11 protein-coding genes and 4 pseudogenes are annotated in these 14,917 nt (G+C 71.3%); 11 read left to right on the top strand and 4 right to left on the bottom strand.

Going from position 1 to position 14,917, the window contains the following annotated elements; translation table 11 throughout:
* The coding region (locus ACFC1R_RS27315; RefSeq protein ID WP_375942951.1) for a multidrug effflux MFS transporter at positions 1-1,197 on the top strand (1,197 nt) is incomplete at its 5' end.
* A 217-nt stretch (positions 1,198-1,414) separates the two neighbouring features.
* On the opposite strand, the gene ACFC1R_RS27310 is transcribed toward ACFC1R_RS27315, so the two are convergent.
* Positions 1,415-3,352 carry a BTAD domain-containing putative transcriptional regulator gene (locus ACFC1R_RS27310; RefSeq protein WP_375942949.1) on the bottom strand — a complete coding sequence of 646 codons (1,938 nt, stop codon included), beginning with the start codon at positions 3,350-3,352 and terminating at the stop codon, positions 1,415-1,417.
* Positions 3,353-3,464: 112 nt separating this feature from the next.
* Between ACFC1R_RS27310 and ACFC1R_RS27305 the strand changes: the two genes are divergently transcribed.
* Both ACFC1R_RS27305 and ACFC1R_RS27300 read left to right on the top strand, forming a co-directional pair.
* Positions 3,465-4,343 carry an alpha/beta fold hydrolase gene (locus tag ACFC1R_RS27305; RefSeq protein ID WP_375942947.1) on the top strand — a complete coding sequence of 293 codons (879 nt, stop codon included), beginning with the start codon at positions 3,465-3,467 and terminating at the stop codon, positions 4,341-4,343.
* Positions 4,344-4,522: 179 nt separating this feature from the next.
* Positions 4,523-4,738, top strand: a complete 216-nt coding sequence (locus tag ACFC1R_RS27300; protein ID WP_375942945.1) for a hypothetical protein — start codon at positions 4,523-4,525, stop codon at positions 4,736-4,738.
* Positions 4,739-4,745: 7 nt separating this feature from the next.
* On the opposite strand, the gene ACFC1R_RS27295 is transcribed toward ACFC1R_RS27300, so the two are convergent.
* Positions 4,746-5,447, bottom strand: a complete 702-nt coding sequence (locus ACFC1R_RS27295) for a metal-dependent transcriptional regulator (RefSeq protein WP_375942943.1) — start codon at positions 5,445-5,447, stop codon at positions 4,746-4,748.
* An 8-nt stretch (positions 5,448-5,455) separates the two neighbouring features.
* Complete coding sequence (locus tag ACFC1R_RS27290) at positions 5,456-5,995, bottom strand: YbhB/YbcL family Raf kinase inhibitor-like protein (protein WP_375942941.1); 540 nt, start codon at positions 5,993-5,995, stop codon at positions 5,456-5,458.
* A gap of 159 nt (positions 5,996-6,154) precedes the next feature.
* Between ACFC1R_RS27290 and ACFC1R_RS27285 the strand changes: the two genes are divergently transcribed.
* The 8 genes and pseudogenes from ACFC1R_RS27285 to ACFC1R_RS27250 form a co-directional block, all read left to right on the top strand.
* Complete coding sequence (locus ACFC1R_RS27285; protein WP_375942939.1) at positions 6,155-6,853, top strand: GntR family transcriptional regulator; 699 nt, start codon at positions 6,155-6,157, stop codon at positions 6,851-6,853.
* A gap of 193 nt (positions 6,854-7,046) precedes the next feature.
* Entirely contained in the window at positions 7,047-8,243 is a 1,197-nt protein-coding gene (locus ACFC1R_RS27280) for a low temperature requirement protein A (protein WP_375942937.1), read from the top strand.
* Between the two features lie 117 nt (positions 8,244-8,360).
* Positions 8,361-8,486: pseudogene (locus ACFC1R_RS27275) on the top strand (family 1 glycosylhydrolase); the annotation flags it as partial.
* Between the two features lie 101 nt (positions 8,487-8,587).
* Positions 8,588-8,716, top strand: a pseudogene (locus ACFC1R_RS27270) (family 1 glycosylhydrolase); the annotation flags it as partial.
* Positions 8,717-8,913: 197 nt separating this feature from the next.
* Positions 8,914-12,123, top strand: coding sequence for an RHS repeat-associated core domain-containing protein (locus tag ACFC1R_RS27265; RefSeq protein ID WP_375942935.1), 3,210 nt, complete (start codon positions 8,914-8,916; stop codon positions 12,121-12,123).
* Positions 12,120-12,446: a hypothetical protein gene (locus tag ACFC1R_RS27260; protein WP_375942933.1), complete on the top strand. Its 327-nt coding sequence runs from the start codon at positions 12,120-12,122 to the stop codon at positions 12,444-12,446. Before ACFC1R_RS27265 ends, ACFC1R_RS27260 begins: the two co-directional genes overlap by 4 nt.
* 439 nt (positions 12,447-12,885) lie before the next feature.
* Positions 12,886-13,247: pseudogene (locus ACFC1R_RS27255) on the top strand (transposase); the annotation flags it as partial.
* A 155-nt stretch (positions 13,248-13,402) separates the two neighbouring features.
* A pseudogene (locus tag ACFC1R_RS27250) lies at positions 13,403-13,534 on the top strand (family 1 glycosylhydrolase); the annotation flags it as partial.
* A gap of 371 nt (positions 13,535-13,905) precedes the next feature.
* Here the strand turns inward: ACFC1R_RS27250 and ACFC1R_RS27245 are convergent.
* Complete coding sequence (locus ACFC1R_RS27245) at positions 13,906-14,853, bottom strand: alpha/beta hydrolase family protein (RefSeq protein WP_375942931.1); 948 nt, start codon at positions 14,851-14,853, stop codon at positions 13,906-13,908.
* Between the last annotated feature and the right edge of the window lie 64 nt (positions 14,854-14,917).

The following is a 14,917-nucleotide window of genomic DNA, read 5'->3' as shown; positions in this document are numbered from 1 at the left end:
CCACTGTCCATCGACGGCTACCTGCCCGGACTGCCGGACCTCGCCGGCGACCTGCGCGCCAGCGCCACGGCCACCCAGCTCACCATCACCGCCTGTCTGGCCGGGCTGGCCATCGGGCAGCTGATCGCCGGGCCGCTGAGCGACACCTACGGCCGGCGGCGTCCGTTGCTGGCGGGCCTCGCCCTCTACACGATCGCCAGCGCGCTCTGCGCGGTGGCACCCGACGTCCGAACCTTCGTCGGCCTACGCCTGGTCCAGGGCATCGGCGGGGCGTTCGGCATCGTCATCGCCAACGCCATGGTCCGCGACCGCACCTCCGGAACCCGCACCGCACGTCTCTTCTCCGCACTGACCTTGATCACCGGCCTGGCGCCGGTGTTCGCGCCGGTCCTCGGCGGCCAGCTACTGCGCGTCACGGCCTGGCCTGGAATCTTCGTGGCCCTGGCCGTACTGGGCGCCGTGATGCTGGCGGCCTCCGCCGCAGGACTGCCGGAGACCCGGCCCTCCGCGTCACGCCAGCCGCTGCTGGCTGTCGTCGGGCAGCTGCTCAGCGACCGGGTCTTCACCGGGTACGTCCTGGCCAACGGCCTGGTCTTCGCGGCGATGTTCGCCTACATCTCCGGCTCGCCGTTCGTCCTGCAGGAAATCCACGGCCTGTCACCGCAGCAGTACAGCGCCGTGTTCGCCGTTAACGCCGCCGGACTCATTGCGGCCGCCCAGATCAGCGGCCGGCTGGTGGCCCGGGCCGGCGCCCGCGTGCTGCTGCTCGCCGGTCTGCTGGGCGCGACAGCCGGTGGCACCACGGTCCTGGGCGCGGTGCTGACACGGGCACCCCTGCCCGTGCTCCTGATCGGCCTGTTCGTTTTGGTCTCCAGCGTGGGCCTGGTCATGCCGAACGCCGCGGCCCAGGCCCTGGCTGGCCACGGCGGACACGCCGGGTCGGCCGCCGCCCTGCTCGGCTTCAGCCAGTTCATGTTCGGAGCGGCACTTGCTCCGCTGGCCGGCGCGGGTGGCGCCACCGACGCCTTGCCGATGGGAATCATCGTCGCCGTGCTGCCGGCGCTCGCCCTGCTCACACTCGGCGTCCTCACCCGGTCGATGCCCGGTGAGCGCACCCGCAGGCCGGCCCGCCAAGGACCTCCCGGGCACCGGCGACCGCGCCGGCACACCGATCGCAGACGGGCCCGCATCAAGTGAATCGGGCCGGCGGCCCGGGCCGCGGTCCTCCGGCACGATCACCTCAAGCCATTACGGAGCGGGGGTACGAGGGTGAGCAGGTGGATCACCACGCGTGGCGCCGAGCCGTCGCGACTGCCTGGTGTCGGCCACAGACGCCCCTGAACGTCATGGCGACCTGATCCCGCGGGCCGTGAGGTGAGCGCGGACGGGCCCGGGGCTCGCGGACGGCGGTCGCTCACCCCGCTCCGGCGCATGCCTCCGCTTCTGCCAGGTACCGCGCCACCGGGCCCAGGGTCAGCAATCCGCTGGCGGTGCCCGCGTGTTCTGCACGGGCATCACGCAGGGCAGCCGCAGCGCGGGCGGCGATTCCGCGCTCGCCGAGGCGTACGGCGGCACGGGCGGTCAGGCACCACATGGCCTCCTGCATGTGGTCACGCGGTGGTTCGGGCACCGCGGCGAGGGCGGTACGGGCCTGCTCGCCCCGGTTCTGGGCGAGCAGCACGAGGGGTCGCGTCCAGGGCCCGTACGGGCCCCAGTCGAGGTGCGGGTCGGTGGGCGCGGGCCGGTCGTGCAGCAGGCGCAGTCCCAGAAGGGCGAGCGGGAAAAGACCGCGGTGCAGCCCAGGCATTCCGGCCGTCCGGAGGGTGTCCTCGGCAGCGCGGTAGTGCGCTGCTGCCGTGGCGGCGGTCGGTCCGCCGGGTTCGGCGCTGCGGGCGGCCGTGGCCCGGGCCCTGAACCACCCGGTGAGGACACCGACGAGCGGCGCCTCGGTGGCGGCGGCGAGCCGGTCGGCTGCATCGGCGTGCGAGGTCGCGGCGTCGAGGTCGCCGAGGGCCGAGGCGGATTGCAGGCGGACGAGTCGGCCGAGTACGGCGAAGTTCGGCAGCTCGTGCCGGGTGGACAGGTCGAGGATCTCGGCGCCGATCCCGTCCCGTACTGCCGCGAGCCCGGGGCCGCTGAAGGACTGCAGGAACACCCCGTTGAGGGCGAAGACCACCAGGGCTGGATCGGCCAGATCCCGTGCCAGCTCCTCCGCCTGACGCGCCGCCTGCCGCGCGTGCTTCAGCTCGGTCCCGGACAGATCGGCGCTGCGGCTCTCGACGGCGACCGTGGCCAGGAGGCGGGCGCGCAGGCCGGCGGGGCCGCCTGGGCCGAGCCCGGTGAGCATGCGCTCGGCAGCAGCGACGACGGCGCGGGACTGCTCCGGGTCATCGGCCCGGCTCCAGATGGCGGGCACGTCGTAGGCGCCGATGATGCGGGCGGTCAGGGAGAGGTCGCCCGTGCGTTCCGCCGCCCGGATGGCGGCGAGGCGGTCGCGCCGCGAGTGGACGAGGGCGTCGCCACCCGCCAGTGCGAGGGTGCGGGCCAGATCCACGGTGGTGCGCGGGCCGAGCCGGACACCAGGGCCGGTCCACGCGGTACGTGCTCCTTCGGGGCGCGCGGACCCGGTGAGGATGTCCCTCTCCAGGCGCTGAAGGTCGCCACCGGGGTCGAGTCCGAGTTGGCCGACGAGCATCGCGCGGGCGCGGCGGAGGGCGGCCAGCGCGTCGGCCCGGCGGCCCGCGCGGTACAGCGCGCGGGCAACCAGCTCCCAGGCCGACTCGCGCCACGGGTGTTCGGCGACATGGGCACCCAGTTCGGCGACGAGATCTGCCCCTTCCCCGGAGTCGAGGAGGATGCGGGCGCGCACTTCCACCCCGTCCAACCTGAGCTCCTCCAGCCGGGTTTGCTCGCGCTGCGCCCATGGGGAGCCGGTCACATCGGCGTAGGCGGGTCCGCGCCAGGCCGCGAGTGCCGCGCCGAGGTCGGTCACCGCCTCGGGGGTGCGGCGGGCTCGGGCCAGGGCGTCCTGGAACCGATGGACGTCCACGTCCTCGCGCGGCAGGCGCAGCGCGTAGCCGGGACCTTCGGTGACGATGACGCGCGGCGGATCGCGGGGCGGTCGGTCGGGTTCGAGGGCGCGGCGCAGCGCGGCGACGAAGGTGCGCAGCGCGCCCACGGCGCGGGCAGGTGGATCGGTCCACAGGTCATTGACGAAGGTGTCGGTGGTGACCATCCGTCCCTCGGCGGCGACGAGCCGGGCGAGTACCTCACGATGGCGGGGTCCGCCCAGGTCAACCGGGCTGCCGTCGTCGTGGAGGGCCCGCACCGCACCGAGCACGTCGATTCGCATGCTCCTATCCTCCGGGCCAGGGGCCGGCTGCGCCCAACCGTACTGATCGGCTGCTGATCGCTGTCGCCCAAGCTGATCCGGTCAAGTCCCCGACCCGCAAGGATGCTCCCTCATGACGCTCACCATTCCCGGCTTCGATCACATCCGCCTGCCCGGCGCGGACGGTGTGGAGCTGGCTGCCGCTGTCGGCGGCAGCGGCAGCCCGGTCGTGCTGTTGCACGGTTTTCCCCAGACCCACCTGATGTGGCGGCACGTCGCCGAGCGTCTCGCCGACGAGCACACGGTGATCTGTCCCGACCTGCGGGGCTACGGCGCCAGCGACAAGCCGGCGGCCACTGACCCCGATGTGTACGCCAAGCGCACCATGGCCGCCGACGTCGTGACCCTGGCGGCGGCGCTCGGGCACGAGCGCTTCGCCCTCGTCGGCCACGACCGGGGAGCCCTGGTCGCCTTCCGGGCGGGGTTGGACCACCCTGAGACCATCACGCACCTGGGCATTCTCGACATCGTGCCGACGCTCGACATGTGGAACGTCCTGCACGGCGCCTCGGCGTCGGTCGGTTACCACCTTTTCCTGATGGCGCAGCCGCCGGGCCTGCCGGAGGCGATGATCGCAGGCAGTGCGGACGCGTTCTTCGGCTCGTTCCTCGACGCCTGGGCCAACGACCCGACCACCATGCCCGAAGAGGTGCGTGCCGAATACCTGCGCGCGAGCGCCGCGGCGGTGACGTCGATCGTCGCGGACTACCGGGCCTCGGCGGACATCGACGTCACGCACGACCAGGCGGACCTGGACGCCGGGTCGCAGCTGGCCATGCCCGTGGCGGTCGTCCAGCAGGACTGGGGTGCGCAGCTCGGCTACGACGCTGTCGGGGTGTGGAAGGCATGGGCGCCGGATCTGGACCACCGGCTGACCCGAGCCGGGCACTTCATGGCCGAAGAGGCACCCGACGAGATCGCGGCCGCGATCCGGGACCTGCTGGCCCGCTGAGCCTTCTGCTCTCGACTCGCCGGCTGGGCCACGGCCGGTCGGCGAGCGCCGACCACCCTCCGCCTGCGCGTGCTCGCCGGCCGCCCACTCCGCCACCGGGCCCGCCACATCCTCGCCGCCTTCGAGCAGCTGCGGCCCGGCACCGTGACGGCCGTCGACGTCCGCGTCGGCGCCGCCCCGTGGTGCAGCCCGGCCAGGGCCCCGGCGGCCGGCCCACCACGCGGCCGGCCCGGTCCTCGCTCACCGACCACCACACCTATCGGGAGCTGCGCCGCCGGATGAGCGAGGACGCCACCGCCCGCCGAGCCGCGCTCGACGAAGCCGCAGCGAGCCCGAGCACGCCCAACGGCCCGCAAAACGCGGACACCCCGGCCACGATGATGAGCGGCATGTGACGGCTGCTCAGTGCGCGGTCACGAAGACATGCGCGGCCGCCCGTGCGGGAAGTTCCGCGGCCCCTTGTGCGTTGGCGACCGTGACACCGTCGGGCGACGGTGTCACCTGCACGACGGCGCCGGGCTGCACCCCGGCGCGGCGCAGGGCGTGCATCAGCCGGAGATCGGCCTGGATCGGCTCTCCGATGCGGCGTACGACCGCGCTCGCGCCGTCCGGGGCCCGCCGGAAGTCGTTGAGGCTGATCAATCCCTTCAATTCCTCCCCGAGGGACGGGTCCGTTGTGTTCTTCTTGTCGAGCTCCTCAAGGCCCGGGATCGGGTTGCCGTAGGGGGACGTGGTCGGGTGTTGCAGCAGGTGCAGGATGCGGCGTTCGACGGCCTCGCTCATCACGTGTTCCCAGCGGCAGGCTTCGGTGTGGGCCTGTTCCCATTCCAGGCCGATCACCTCGACGAGCAGGCACTCGGCGAGGCGGTGCTTGCGCATGACACGTGTGGCCAGTCGGCGGCCCCGGTCGGTCAGTTCAAGGTGCCGGTCGCGGGCGACGTGCAGCAGCTCGTCGCGCTCCATCCGGGCGACCGTCTGGCTGACGGTGGGTCCGCTCTGGTTCAGTTGCTCGGCGATGCGGGCACGGAGGGGGACCACGCCTTCCTCCTCGAGCTCCAGGATGGTGCGCAGGTACATCTGCGTGGTGTCGATGAGTTGCGACATGTTGCCGGTCAGGCGGGGGTTTCGGCCGTGGCGGTCAGGACTGCGCGGCCGAGGATGTGGCCGGCCATGGTGAAGCCGAGGACGGCGGGGGTGGCCTCGGTGTCGACGCCGATGGTGGCGACGTCGAGGGCGTGCACCACGATGAAGTAGCGGTGCGGGCCGTGGCCGGCCGGCGGGGCAGCGCCGATGAAGCGGGCCATGCGGGCGTCGTTGGGCAGCTGGAACGCGCCCTCGGGCAGGCTGGAGCCGGTGTCGTCGCCGGCACCCTCAAGCAGCTCGGTGACGGTGGCGGGGATGTCGGCGACCGCCCAGTGCCAGAACCCGGAGCCGGTGGGCGCGTCGGGGTCGTAGACGGTGACGGCGTAGCTCCGGGTGCCTTCCGGGGCGCCGCTCCAGGACAGCTGCGGAGAGACGTCCTTCCCTCCCGGGATGCCGGAGAGGCCGGAGTACTGCTCGACCGGCCATGCGGCGCCGTCGGTGACGGTCGTGCTGGTGACGGTGAAGGATGCCGTCTCCGGGAGGCGGGCGAAGGGGTTGTTGGTGCTCATTGCATCGTTCCTTTTCAGAGCGTGTTGCGGGCGGCCGCGAAGGGGCCCGCCCGAGTGCCGTCCGGCGCGCAGCGGTGGCGATGCCGCATGCCGATGACGACTTCGAATCGACCATAGCAGTAATAATCGATTATCTTCCAGATCGTCTATGATGGTGGCATGACGACCCACACCGCGGCCGCCTCGGGGAAGCCGATGCTCTCCGAGCAGGTCTACACACGCCTGCGCGACGCGATCATGCGCGGACAGTACGTCCCCGGCGACGCCCTCAAGCCGCAGGAACTCGCCAAGGAACAGGGCGTGAGCCTGGCCGTCGTGCGCGAGGCGCTGCTACGGGTGGTCGGCGAGGGCCTCGCCGACCGTCTCCCCAACCGCGGCTTCGCCGTCCCGGCCTTCTCCGACCGCCGCTGGCAGGAGATCGCGGAAGCCCGACGCACCATCGAACCGATCATGCTGCGCATGTCCATCGAACGCGGCGACGTCGACTGGGAGGCCCGCGTGCGGGCCACCCACCACCGGCTGGCCCGCACCCCTGCGTACGCGGAAGGGGAGGGCGAGTACTACAGCGCCGAATGGGCCGAAGCCCACCGCGCCTTCCACCGCACCCTGCTCGAAGGCTGCGGCAACGCCGTCCTGCTGGAGGCCTTCGACCGGATGTGGACCGCGAGCGAGCTGGCCCGCCGCTGGTCGGCGCACCGTGCCCCGGGCCGGGACGGCATCGCCGAACACCGCCGACTGGAGGAGACAACGCTGGCGCGCGACGCCGACACCGCCGCAGAACTACTCACGCAGCACCTCGCGCTGACCGCTAACGCACTGACCGACTGCCCCGACCACGGACCCGCGAACCACACCTGAGGCCTGGCCCAGTTGGAGGCAGTACCGGCCACTTCGGTGCGGTGAAGTCGTTGATCGGGTTGTGCCACGTCCCGGACAGGTGAAGTCGCCGGTGGGTGACCGGTTGTCGGATCGGACTGCGTTGGAGGGTGCTGACGCCACCGCCCGGAGCCTGCAGGAGATCACCGATCGGAGCATGACCGATGATCACCTCATGACATTCATGAACACCGCCGAGTCGGCGGGCGGCGCCGAGCGGCATGCCTCCTGGGTCGAGCTCTTCTTCGACCTCGTCGTCGTCGCGGGCGTGCTGCAGTTGTCACACCTCCTGCACGAGGGCCCGACGGCCGCCGATCTCGCCCTGTACGTCCTGCTGTACCTCGCCTTCTGGATCGCCTGGGTCTGCTTCACCGTCTACGGGAACGTCGAGGGTGACCGCGCCCGGACGCCCGGTCTCCTGCTGGCGATGCTCGGCCTCGCCGTCATGGTCGCGGCCGTCCCCGGGATCCGCGGTACGAGGCACCACCTCGCGTTCGTCGCCGCATACGTCTTCCTGCGCTGGCTGTCCAGCCGGTTCTGGCGGCGCGGGCGGGTGGTGATGGACTGGCCGGTGGCCCAGATGGGTCTCGGTGTCCTGCCGTGGATCGTGTCGCTGTGGGTGGATGCTCCGGCGCGCTACTGGCTGTGGGCCCTGGGAATCGGGTTCGACCTGCTGGCCATACTCGTGGACGCCGGCAGCCGCATGCTGCGGGGCGCGCAGGAGTGGGCGGGGCGCCTCGTGAGGAGGAACGGCGACCGCGGGCGGCTGCCGGTGATCGAGGCGGCCTACGCAGATGTGCCGCACCTGATGGAGCGGCTGAGCCTCTACGTCATCATCGTGCTCGGCGAGGGGGTCATCCAGATCACCTCGGTCGCCGCCGACACCTCCTGGGATGTGCACCTGGCCGGCGCGGCGGTGGGTTCGTTCGCCCTGCTGTCCGGCCTGTGGAGCATGTCGCTGCTCTACGGCTTCGGTGGGATCCCGAAGACCGGCCGGCGCGATCTTCCGGTGCGGCTGGCCCTGTCCCTACACTGCCTGACGACCGGCGCGCTCGCCTCCGTCGCCGCCGGCCTGGGCCTGGCCATCGCGCATCCGCACGACCCTGCGGGGAGCGGCGTCCGGTGGTTGCTCTGCGCGGGCCTCATGGTGTACTTCGGCGTCAGCGTGGTGTCCGCCGTGGTCTCCGGTGCACGGTGGCAAGACGTCCTCGGCTGGGCACTGCCCTGCCTGCTCCTGCTGTCGGCGCTCGGCGTCTTCGCACGGCATCTCGGCGTCGGATGGCTGATCTGGGCACTGGCGACCGCGGTCGGCTGGCAGCTCGTCTTCGCACCCGGGAAGCGCGGCGGCCTGCTGGAGCGCGCCTCTGCCTGACCCGCGTCTCTGCCTGACCCGGGCCTCCCAGGACGTCGGTGATCCCACTCTCGGGTGGCGTCTCGGCAATCGGGTTTCGCGCACCGGGCCGTAAAGTGACAGTCTGTTCGACGGCCTGAGGGGTTCAGTCAGAGATTCGGCCTGGTCTATGTCGACTTCGAGACCCAGCGCCGCACCCCGAAGGCCTCCTATGCCTGGTATCGCGACCTGATCGTCGCCCATCGGGCACGCCATGAGAGGTAGGAGTGGCTCCGATCGGCGTGGCGATTATCCAACGACGCTTGTTCCCAGGGTAGTTGGCGACTCTGATCTGCGGCCGCGTAGAATGACAGGGTGTTCGACGAGCCGAGGGGTTCCAGCAGAGATTCGGCTTGGTGCACGTTGACTTCGACACCCAGCGGCGGACGCCGAAGGCGTCGTACAGCTGGTACCGCGACCTGATCGCTGCTCACCGGGACTCCCTTCCAAGGTAGTTGGGCGCAAGTCCGCTGCGTTATGCATGGCCTTTCGGCGACGGCCGAGAGGCCATCTGGATGGCACGGCCAGTGGCAGCTGTATCCGAGAAACTGCGCAGAGGACAGGGCGTTCGACAAATCCGCAGCCCATCGCCAGTGGTTCAGCTGCGGGTTGGTCGGACGGGGACAAGTCGTACGCCGGTGCCGTCCGTCAGATGGCCCACGGCACCGAGCAGGTCTCCAAGAACGCCGCCAAGACCGAGGCCGAGCAGGTCGAGCATCTCGCGAAGCCGCACAGCTCCGCCCCGAAGCCGACCGCGCCGAAGCCCGGCCCGCCCGGCGGCGGGCCCAAGCCCGGCCAGCGACCCGGCCCGCCCAAACCCGGGCCGGTGCCCCGGCCGCCGGCCATGCGGCCCAACAACACCAAGCCCAAGGTGCAGGGTAAGCCGCTGACGGCCCGTCCGACCAAGAGCGACCCGGTGGACATCGCCACCGGCGACGTGCTGTTCCCGCAGACCGACGTCGGCCTCGACGCCGCGCTGCCGCTGGTGCTCTCCTGCACCCACCTGTCCAGCTACCGGCTCGGCGGCTGGTACGGCCCGAGTTGGGCGTCCACGTTGGACCAGCGGGTCGAACTCGACGACGAGGGCGTGCTGTTCGCCGCCGAGGACGGCATGCTGCTGAGCTACCCAGTGCCCGAGCCAGGCGGTGCCGTGCTGCCGGTCGAGGGGCCGCGCTGGCCGCTGCACTGGGACGCCACTCCGGGCGGCGGGATGCGGATTACCGACCCGCGCACCGGCCTCACCCGGCACTTCGCCGAGCCCGCGGAGGGTCCTGGGCCGCACGCCTGGGCAGCCGGCACCCTGCAACTGCCGCTGCACGCCATCACCGACCGCAACGGGCACCGCGTGGAGGTGGTGTACGGCAGCGGCGGCGTCCCGGTTGAGGTGCGGCACAGCGGCGGCTACCGGATCGGGGTCACCACCGAGGGCAGCCGGATCACCGCGCTCGGCCTGCTGCCCCGCGACGGGGCCGAGGGCGAGCCGGTCGAGCTGGTCCGGCTCGGCTACGACGGCAACGGCCACCTGGCGACAGTCACCGACTCCTCCCGGCTCGCCATGAGCCTCACCTACGACGGCTCCGGCCGGCTCACCGGCTGGACCGACCGGGTCGGCCACCGCTACCGCTACGTCTACGACCGGGCCGGGCGCTGTGTGCAGACTCGCGGCGACGGCGGCTACCTGGACGCGGTGTTCGCCTACGACACCGAGCAGGGCGTCACCACGATGACAGACGCGGTCGGCGACCGGACCGTCTACCAGTTCGACGAGGCGGGCCGGCTGGCGCGCGAGACCTCCCCGCACGGCGCCGTCGCCACCTTCGAGTGGGACCGCTACGGCGCCCTGCTGTCCCGCACCGACCCGCTCGGCCGTACCAGCACATTCAGCTACGACGCGGACGGCAACCTCGCGGTGTCCATGCTGCCGGACGGCACCACCAGCAGCGCCAGCTACAACGAGCGCCACCAGGTCACCGAGCTGACCGCGATGGACGGCGCCCAGTGGCGCTACGAGTACGACGAGCAGGGCAACACCACCGCCACCGTCGACCCAATGGGCGCCCGCACCGCGTACACCGTCGACGACCACGGCCGGCCCGTCGCGGTGACCGACGCACTGGGGAACACCAGCCGGGTGGCTTTCGACGCAGCCGGCCTGACCACCTCGCTGACCGACTCCACCGGGGCCGCCAGCCACAGCACCCGCGACGCGTTCGGGCGGCTCAGCACGGTCACCGACGCGCTCGGCAACACCACCTCCTTCGGCTGGACCCTGGAGGGCCGCCCGGCCTGGCGGCAGGATCCGGACGGCGGCAGGCACGAGTGGACCCACGACGCCGAGGGCCGGGTGGTCGCGTACCGCGACCCCAGCGGCGGCGTCACCCGCGCCGAGTACGGGCCGTTCGGCAAGCTCACCGCCCGCACCGGCGCGGACGGCGACCGCTACACCTTCGAGTACGACGGGCAGTTGCGGCTGGTCGCCGTCACCAACCCGACCGGCGCCCGCTGGACCTACCGGCACGACCCGACCGGCGGCGTGGTCGAGGAGACCGACTTCGCCGGCCGCACCATCCGCTATGAGCGGGACCTGACCGGCGCGCTCACCGCGCGCACCAACGCCGCCGGGCAGCGGGTCGAGTACGTCCGCGACGCCCGGGGCCGCACCGTCGAACTGCACGCCGACGGCCGGGTCACCCGGTTCACCTACGATGGCGCCGGTCGGGTGCTGACCGTCGGCGAACTCAGCTGGCAGTACACCTGGGACTCGCACGACCAGCTCACCTCGGTCGCCCTCCCCGACGGCACCCTCGCGCGGTACCGCTACGACCCGTTCGGCCGGCGGCGGGCCAAGCAGCTGCTGGCCGCCGACCGGGTCACCGTGCTCGACGAGACGGTCTTCACCTGGGCCAACGAACGGCTGGTCGAGCAGGTCCGCACCCGCGCCGACCGGCCCGGGCAGCAGGTCACCGCCTGGGAGTGGACCCTCACCGGCCAGCGCCCGCTCACCCAGACCGACTGGCTGCTACCCGCCGCCGACGCCCCCCAGCACGAGATCGACCGGCGCTTCCACGCCATCGTCACCGACCTGGTCGGCACCCCGACCGAACTGGTCGACGAGCACGGCACGGTGAGCTGGCAGCAGCGCACCACGCGGTGGGGCAGCCCGCTGCCCGGCGGGATCGAGGACATCGACTGCCCGCTGCGCTTCCCCGGGCAGTACCACGACGCCGAGACCGGACTGCACTACAACGTCTTCCGGTACTACGACCCGGCCACCGCCCGCTATCTCAGCTCCGACCCGCTCGGCCTCGCCGGCGGCCCCAATCCGTACGGCTACGTGCACGACCCGCGCCGGATCACGGACCCGCTGGGCCTCGACCCGGACATGATCGACCTGTACCACGGCACCACGCACGCCGGTGCCTCCAGCGTCGAGCAGAACGGCATCAACCCGCAGCACAAGCCCCGTCCGATGGACTTCGGCCACGGCGGCTTCTACCTCACCGACAACCCCAAGCAGGCGCACGACTGGGCCAACACCCAGCACGAGCGTTACCCGGACCAGGGCGGCCCGGCGGTGATGCACTTCCAGATCTCCCGTTCCGAGCTGGAGGCCCTGAACGGGAAGCGGTTCAACAACGAACAGGAGCTCGCCGACTTCATCGCCCACCACCGCAACGACCGCTACGGCAGGCAGATGCACAGCTACGACAACGTCGAGGGCAAGATGCTGCTCAACCTCCGCCCGTGGCAGGCGGACAACAACACCCCGATGCGGCTCCGCGGCCATCAGATAGCGTTCTACCAGCAGCCGGGCATCGACCTGCTGTCCAACGGCTACGCAGGAAGGCACCACCGACGGTGAACGTGTTCCTCATGGACGCGGACGAGGAGATGCTGGAGTTCTTCTCCGAGATCGCCGACGTGCTCCAGTCCTTCGGCATCTCCCGGGCCGAGGCCGTGGCCCGGGTGAACCGCGCCTGGGGTCACCGGAAGTTCGGCCCCTACCCCGACCTGATGTGCCACGAGGAGCCCGAGTACTGGGCGCACGGCCTCTACTACACCGACGGCAGCAACGACGGCACCACGGTGCCGTACTGGGAGGAGTACCCCGACCGCAGCACCTGGCGTATCGTCCCGCCACCGCCCGCCGATTCCCCGGCCTGGACGCTGCCCCAGGAGTCGTGATCTCTGCCGGGTCTCGCCGGCGATGTGCACTGCCACCCGTCGCGCTGCCTGAACGAAGATGACGAACCGTAAGCGGCACCCCGACGGCGGACATGATGTGCTTGTTCCTGCCCTGCCCGACAAGCCGGCCACCCAGGGTCATGACTCGTCACTCGGTGAACGGCGGTCGGCTGGGTCGGCACGCCGCTGCCGAGGCCGGGTCAGGTGGCCCCAACCCTGGTTGCTACCGGGCGGAGGGCGGGCTCATGAGGATCTTGTCGCCGCAGATGGTGACCTCCGCCTGCTTGCCGTTCTGATCCATCACCGGGGCCCGGCCTACGGTGCTGTCGCCTGGCGCGGCCACATCGGCGCCATTGGCAGTGACCATGGGGGCGCAGCTGCCGTTGTCCGCCTCGTTGCCGCTGGACTCGGGGAAGCGCAATGCGATCCCCCAACCACCAGGGTCGTCATCGACGCCCACACCTGCCTGGTCGTCCCGATCGGCAAACCCCTCCCGGACAACCGCAACGACTGCAAGGCCTGGGCGGAATCCGGCGCCAAAGCCGCCGTCGGCAAGACAACCACGATCGCCGACGGCGGCTACCCCGGAACCGGGCTGGTCATCCCGCACCGTCGGCCCAAGGGCGGCGAACTCGCCGAGTGGCAGACCGAGCACAACGGCGACCACAAGAAGTCCGAGCGCGAGTCGAGCACGTCTTCGCCCGCATGACGACCTGGAAGATCCTGCGCGACTGCTGCCTCAGAGGCGACGGCGTCCACCACGCCATGCTCGGCATCGCCCGCCTCCACAACCTCCTTTAGGCAGCGTGAGAGAGCTCGACCACCATCGGCAGAGGCCGATCATTCATTCAAAGATCAATTACGGGACAGCCCTTAAAACTAAGGGCGTTGGCGCATTGGATGAGAGCTCTCGGATGCTCCCGTCGTACGGCTGGATAGAATGACACCCCGTTCGATGGGCTGAGGGCTACCGCCAGCGCTTCGGCCTGGTCCACGTCGACTTCGAGACGCAGAAGCGCACCCCGAAGGCCTCGTACGCCTGGTACCGCGACATGATTTCCAATCATCGAGTCCGCAAGCCAAGGTAGTTGGGCTTTGGTTGCGGTGGGATGTACGGCTTCTCGGTAACGGCCGAGAGGCCATCCGTACGGCGCAGCCTGCGGCAGCCGTACCCCGGACACTGCGCAAAAGACAGGGCAACGGGTCCCGTGCCTCCCGGCGCGCCCGCGGTCGAATCGGATGTGACGGATCCCCACCCGGGCCCGGCGCAGGCTCGCCCACCGGGGGCGGTGTCGGTGTCGGGCCCGGGTGCAGTCCGGCGAGGACGGCGATCCGGTCGATGACCTGGCCGACCGTCAGGCGCGCGTGATACCGGCAAGGAAGCCGGAGTTGCCTGTGCCGGGGGTTGCGCGGGGCCATCTGCGCCCGGTGTGACCCCCGCGCCGTGCGTCCGGGCGGTCTACTTTGCTTCGACTCGTCCGATCGGGTCGGGATCGGTTCCCAGCGCCTCACATGCGGCCTGCCAGGCCGGGTCGCCGGGGTGGAGGCGGCTGTGGAGGTAGGCCGCGGTGAGTCGCCCGACGGCGGCAACCCGTTCGGGGTTCTCGTCGGTGGTCTCGGCGGCGTCGTATCCGGCGATCCCGCCGAGTCCGTGCTTCGCCCCGAACAGGGTGAGCAGGGACTTGGGGCCGGGGGCAAGGGTGTAGGGGTCGGCATGCCAATCCGGGCCCGCGTCGGTGAAGTGCCGGGGGTCGTCCTTGTCGCCTGCGACGACCAGGGTGGGAGCGGCCATGGTGGAGAAGTCGACGGCCCCGATGATCGGCCAGTGCTGGGCCATGGGCCCGTTGAGGACGTCGCCACCCCTGCCGGGCGCGGCGAGGAGTACGCCCGCCTTGATCCGCGGCTCGACCAGGTGCACCACGTTCCCGGTGTCGGGGTCGTTGAGTCCGGCGCCCAGGAGCAGGGCTGCGGTGAAGCCGCCGAGGGAGTGTCCGGCGAGGGCGACCTTGGTGTGGTCGATCCGTCCCGCGAGCCGCGGCACGGTGCGCTCGATCACGTCGAGCCGGTCGAGGATGTGGCTCATGTCCTCGGCACGGGAGCGCCAGAAGTCCGGTGCACCGGCGGCGTCGGCGACCAGGTGGCTCAGTGTCCGGGAGGTGAGGTGGGTGGGCTGGACGACGACGAATCCCTGTGCCGCCCAGGCGTTGGCGAGCGGCGCGTAGCCGTTCAGCGAGGAGAGGTTGTTCGACGGGCCGTGACCGTGGGAGAACAGAATGACGGGAAGGCCGGTTCCGGACTCGGGAGCGGAGACGCGTACCTGGAGGTCCACGGGACGTCCGGGTACGGGCAGGACCACGGGGCTGTACGACAGGACGGGGACAGGTGCGGTGTGGGCGGATGCGCTCATGACGAGCGGTTCTCCTTACTGCGATGGGTGCCGCGGCCGGCCCCGATCGGGTGGCGGCGGGCAA

The organism is Kitasatospora sp. NPDC056138 (genome assembly GCF_042264695.1).
GTDB lineage: Bacteria > Actinomycetota > Actinomycetes > Streptomycetales > Streptomycetaceae > Kitasatospora.
This window is presented reverse-complemented; position numbering and strand designations above follow the sequence as displayed.

Excerpts from the sequence above, each read along its gene's own strand:
- ACFC1R_RS27290 (WP_375942941.1), bottom strand. The coding sequence starts at position 5,995 with ATGAGCACCAACAACCCCTTCGCCCGCCTCCCGGAGACGGCATCCTTC.
- ACFC1R_RS27280 (WP_375942937.1), top strand. The coding sequence starts at position 7,047 with ATGACATTCATGAACACCGCCGAGTCGGCGGGCGGCGCCGAGCGGCAT.
- ACFC1R_RS27285 (WP_375942939.1), top strand. The coding sequence starts at position 6,155 with ATGACGACCCACACCGCGGCCGCCTCGGGGAAGCCGATGCTCTCCGAG.
- ACFC1R_RS27305 (WP_375942947.1), top strand. The coding sequence starts at position 3,465 with ATGACGCTCACCATTCCCGGCTTCGATCACATCCGCCTGCCCGGCGCG.
- ACFC1R_RS27310 (WP_375942949.1), bottom strand. The coding sequence starts at position 3,352 with ATGCGAATCGACGTGCTCGGTGCGGTGCGGGCCCTCCACGACGACGGC.
- ACFC1R_RS27265 (WP_375942935.1), top strand. The coding sequence starts at position 8,914 with ATGGCCCACGGCACCGAGCAGGTCTCCAAGAACGCCGCCAAGACCGAG.
- ACFC1R_RS27295 (WP_375942943.1), bottom strand. The coding sequence starts at position 5,447 with ATGTCGCAACTCATCGACACCACGCAGATGTACCTGCGCACCATCCTG.
- ACFC1R_RS27245 (WP_375942931.1), bottom strand. The coding sequence starts at position 14,853 with ATGAGCGCATCCGCCCACACCGCACCTGTCCCCGTCCTGTCGTACAGC.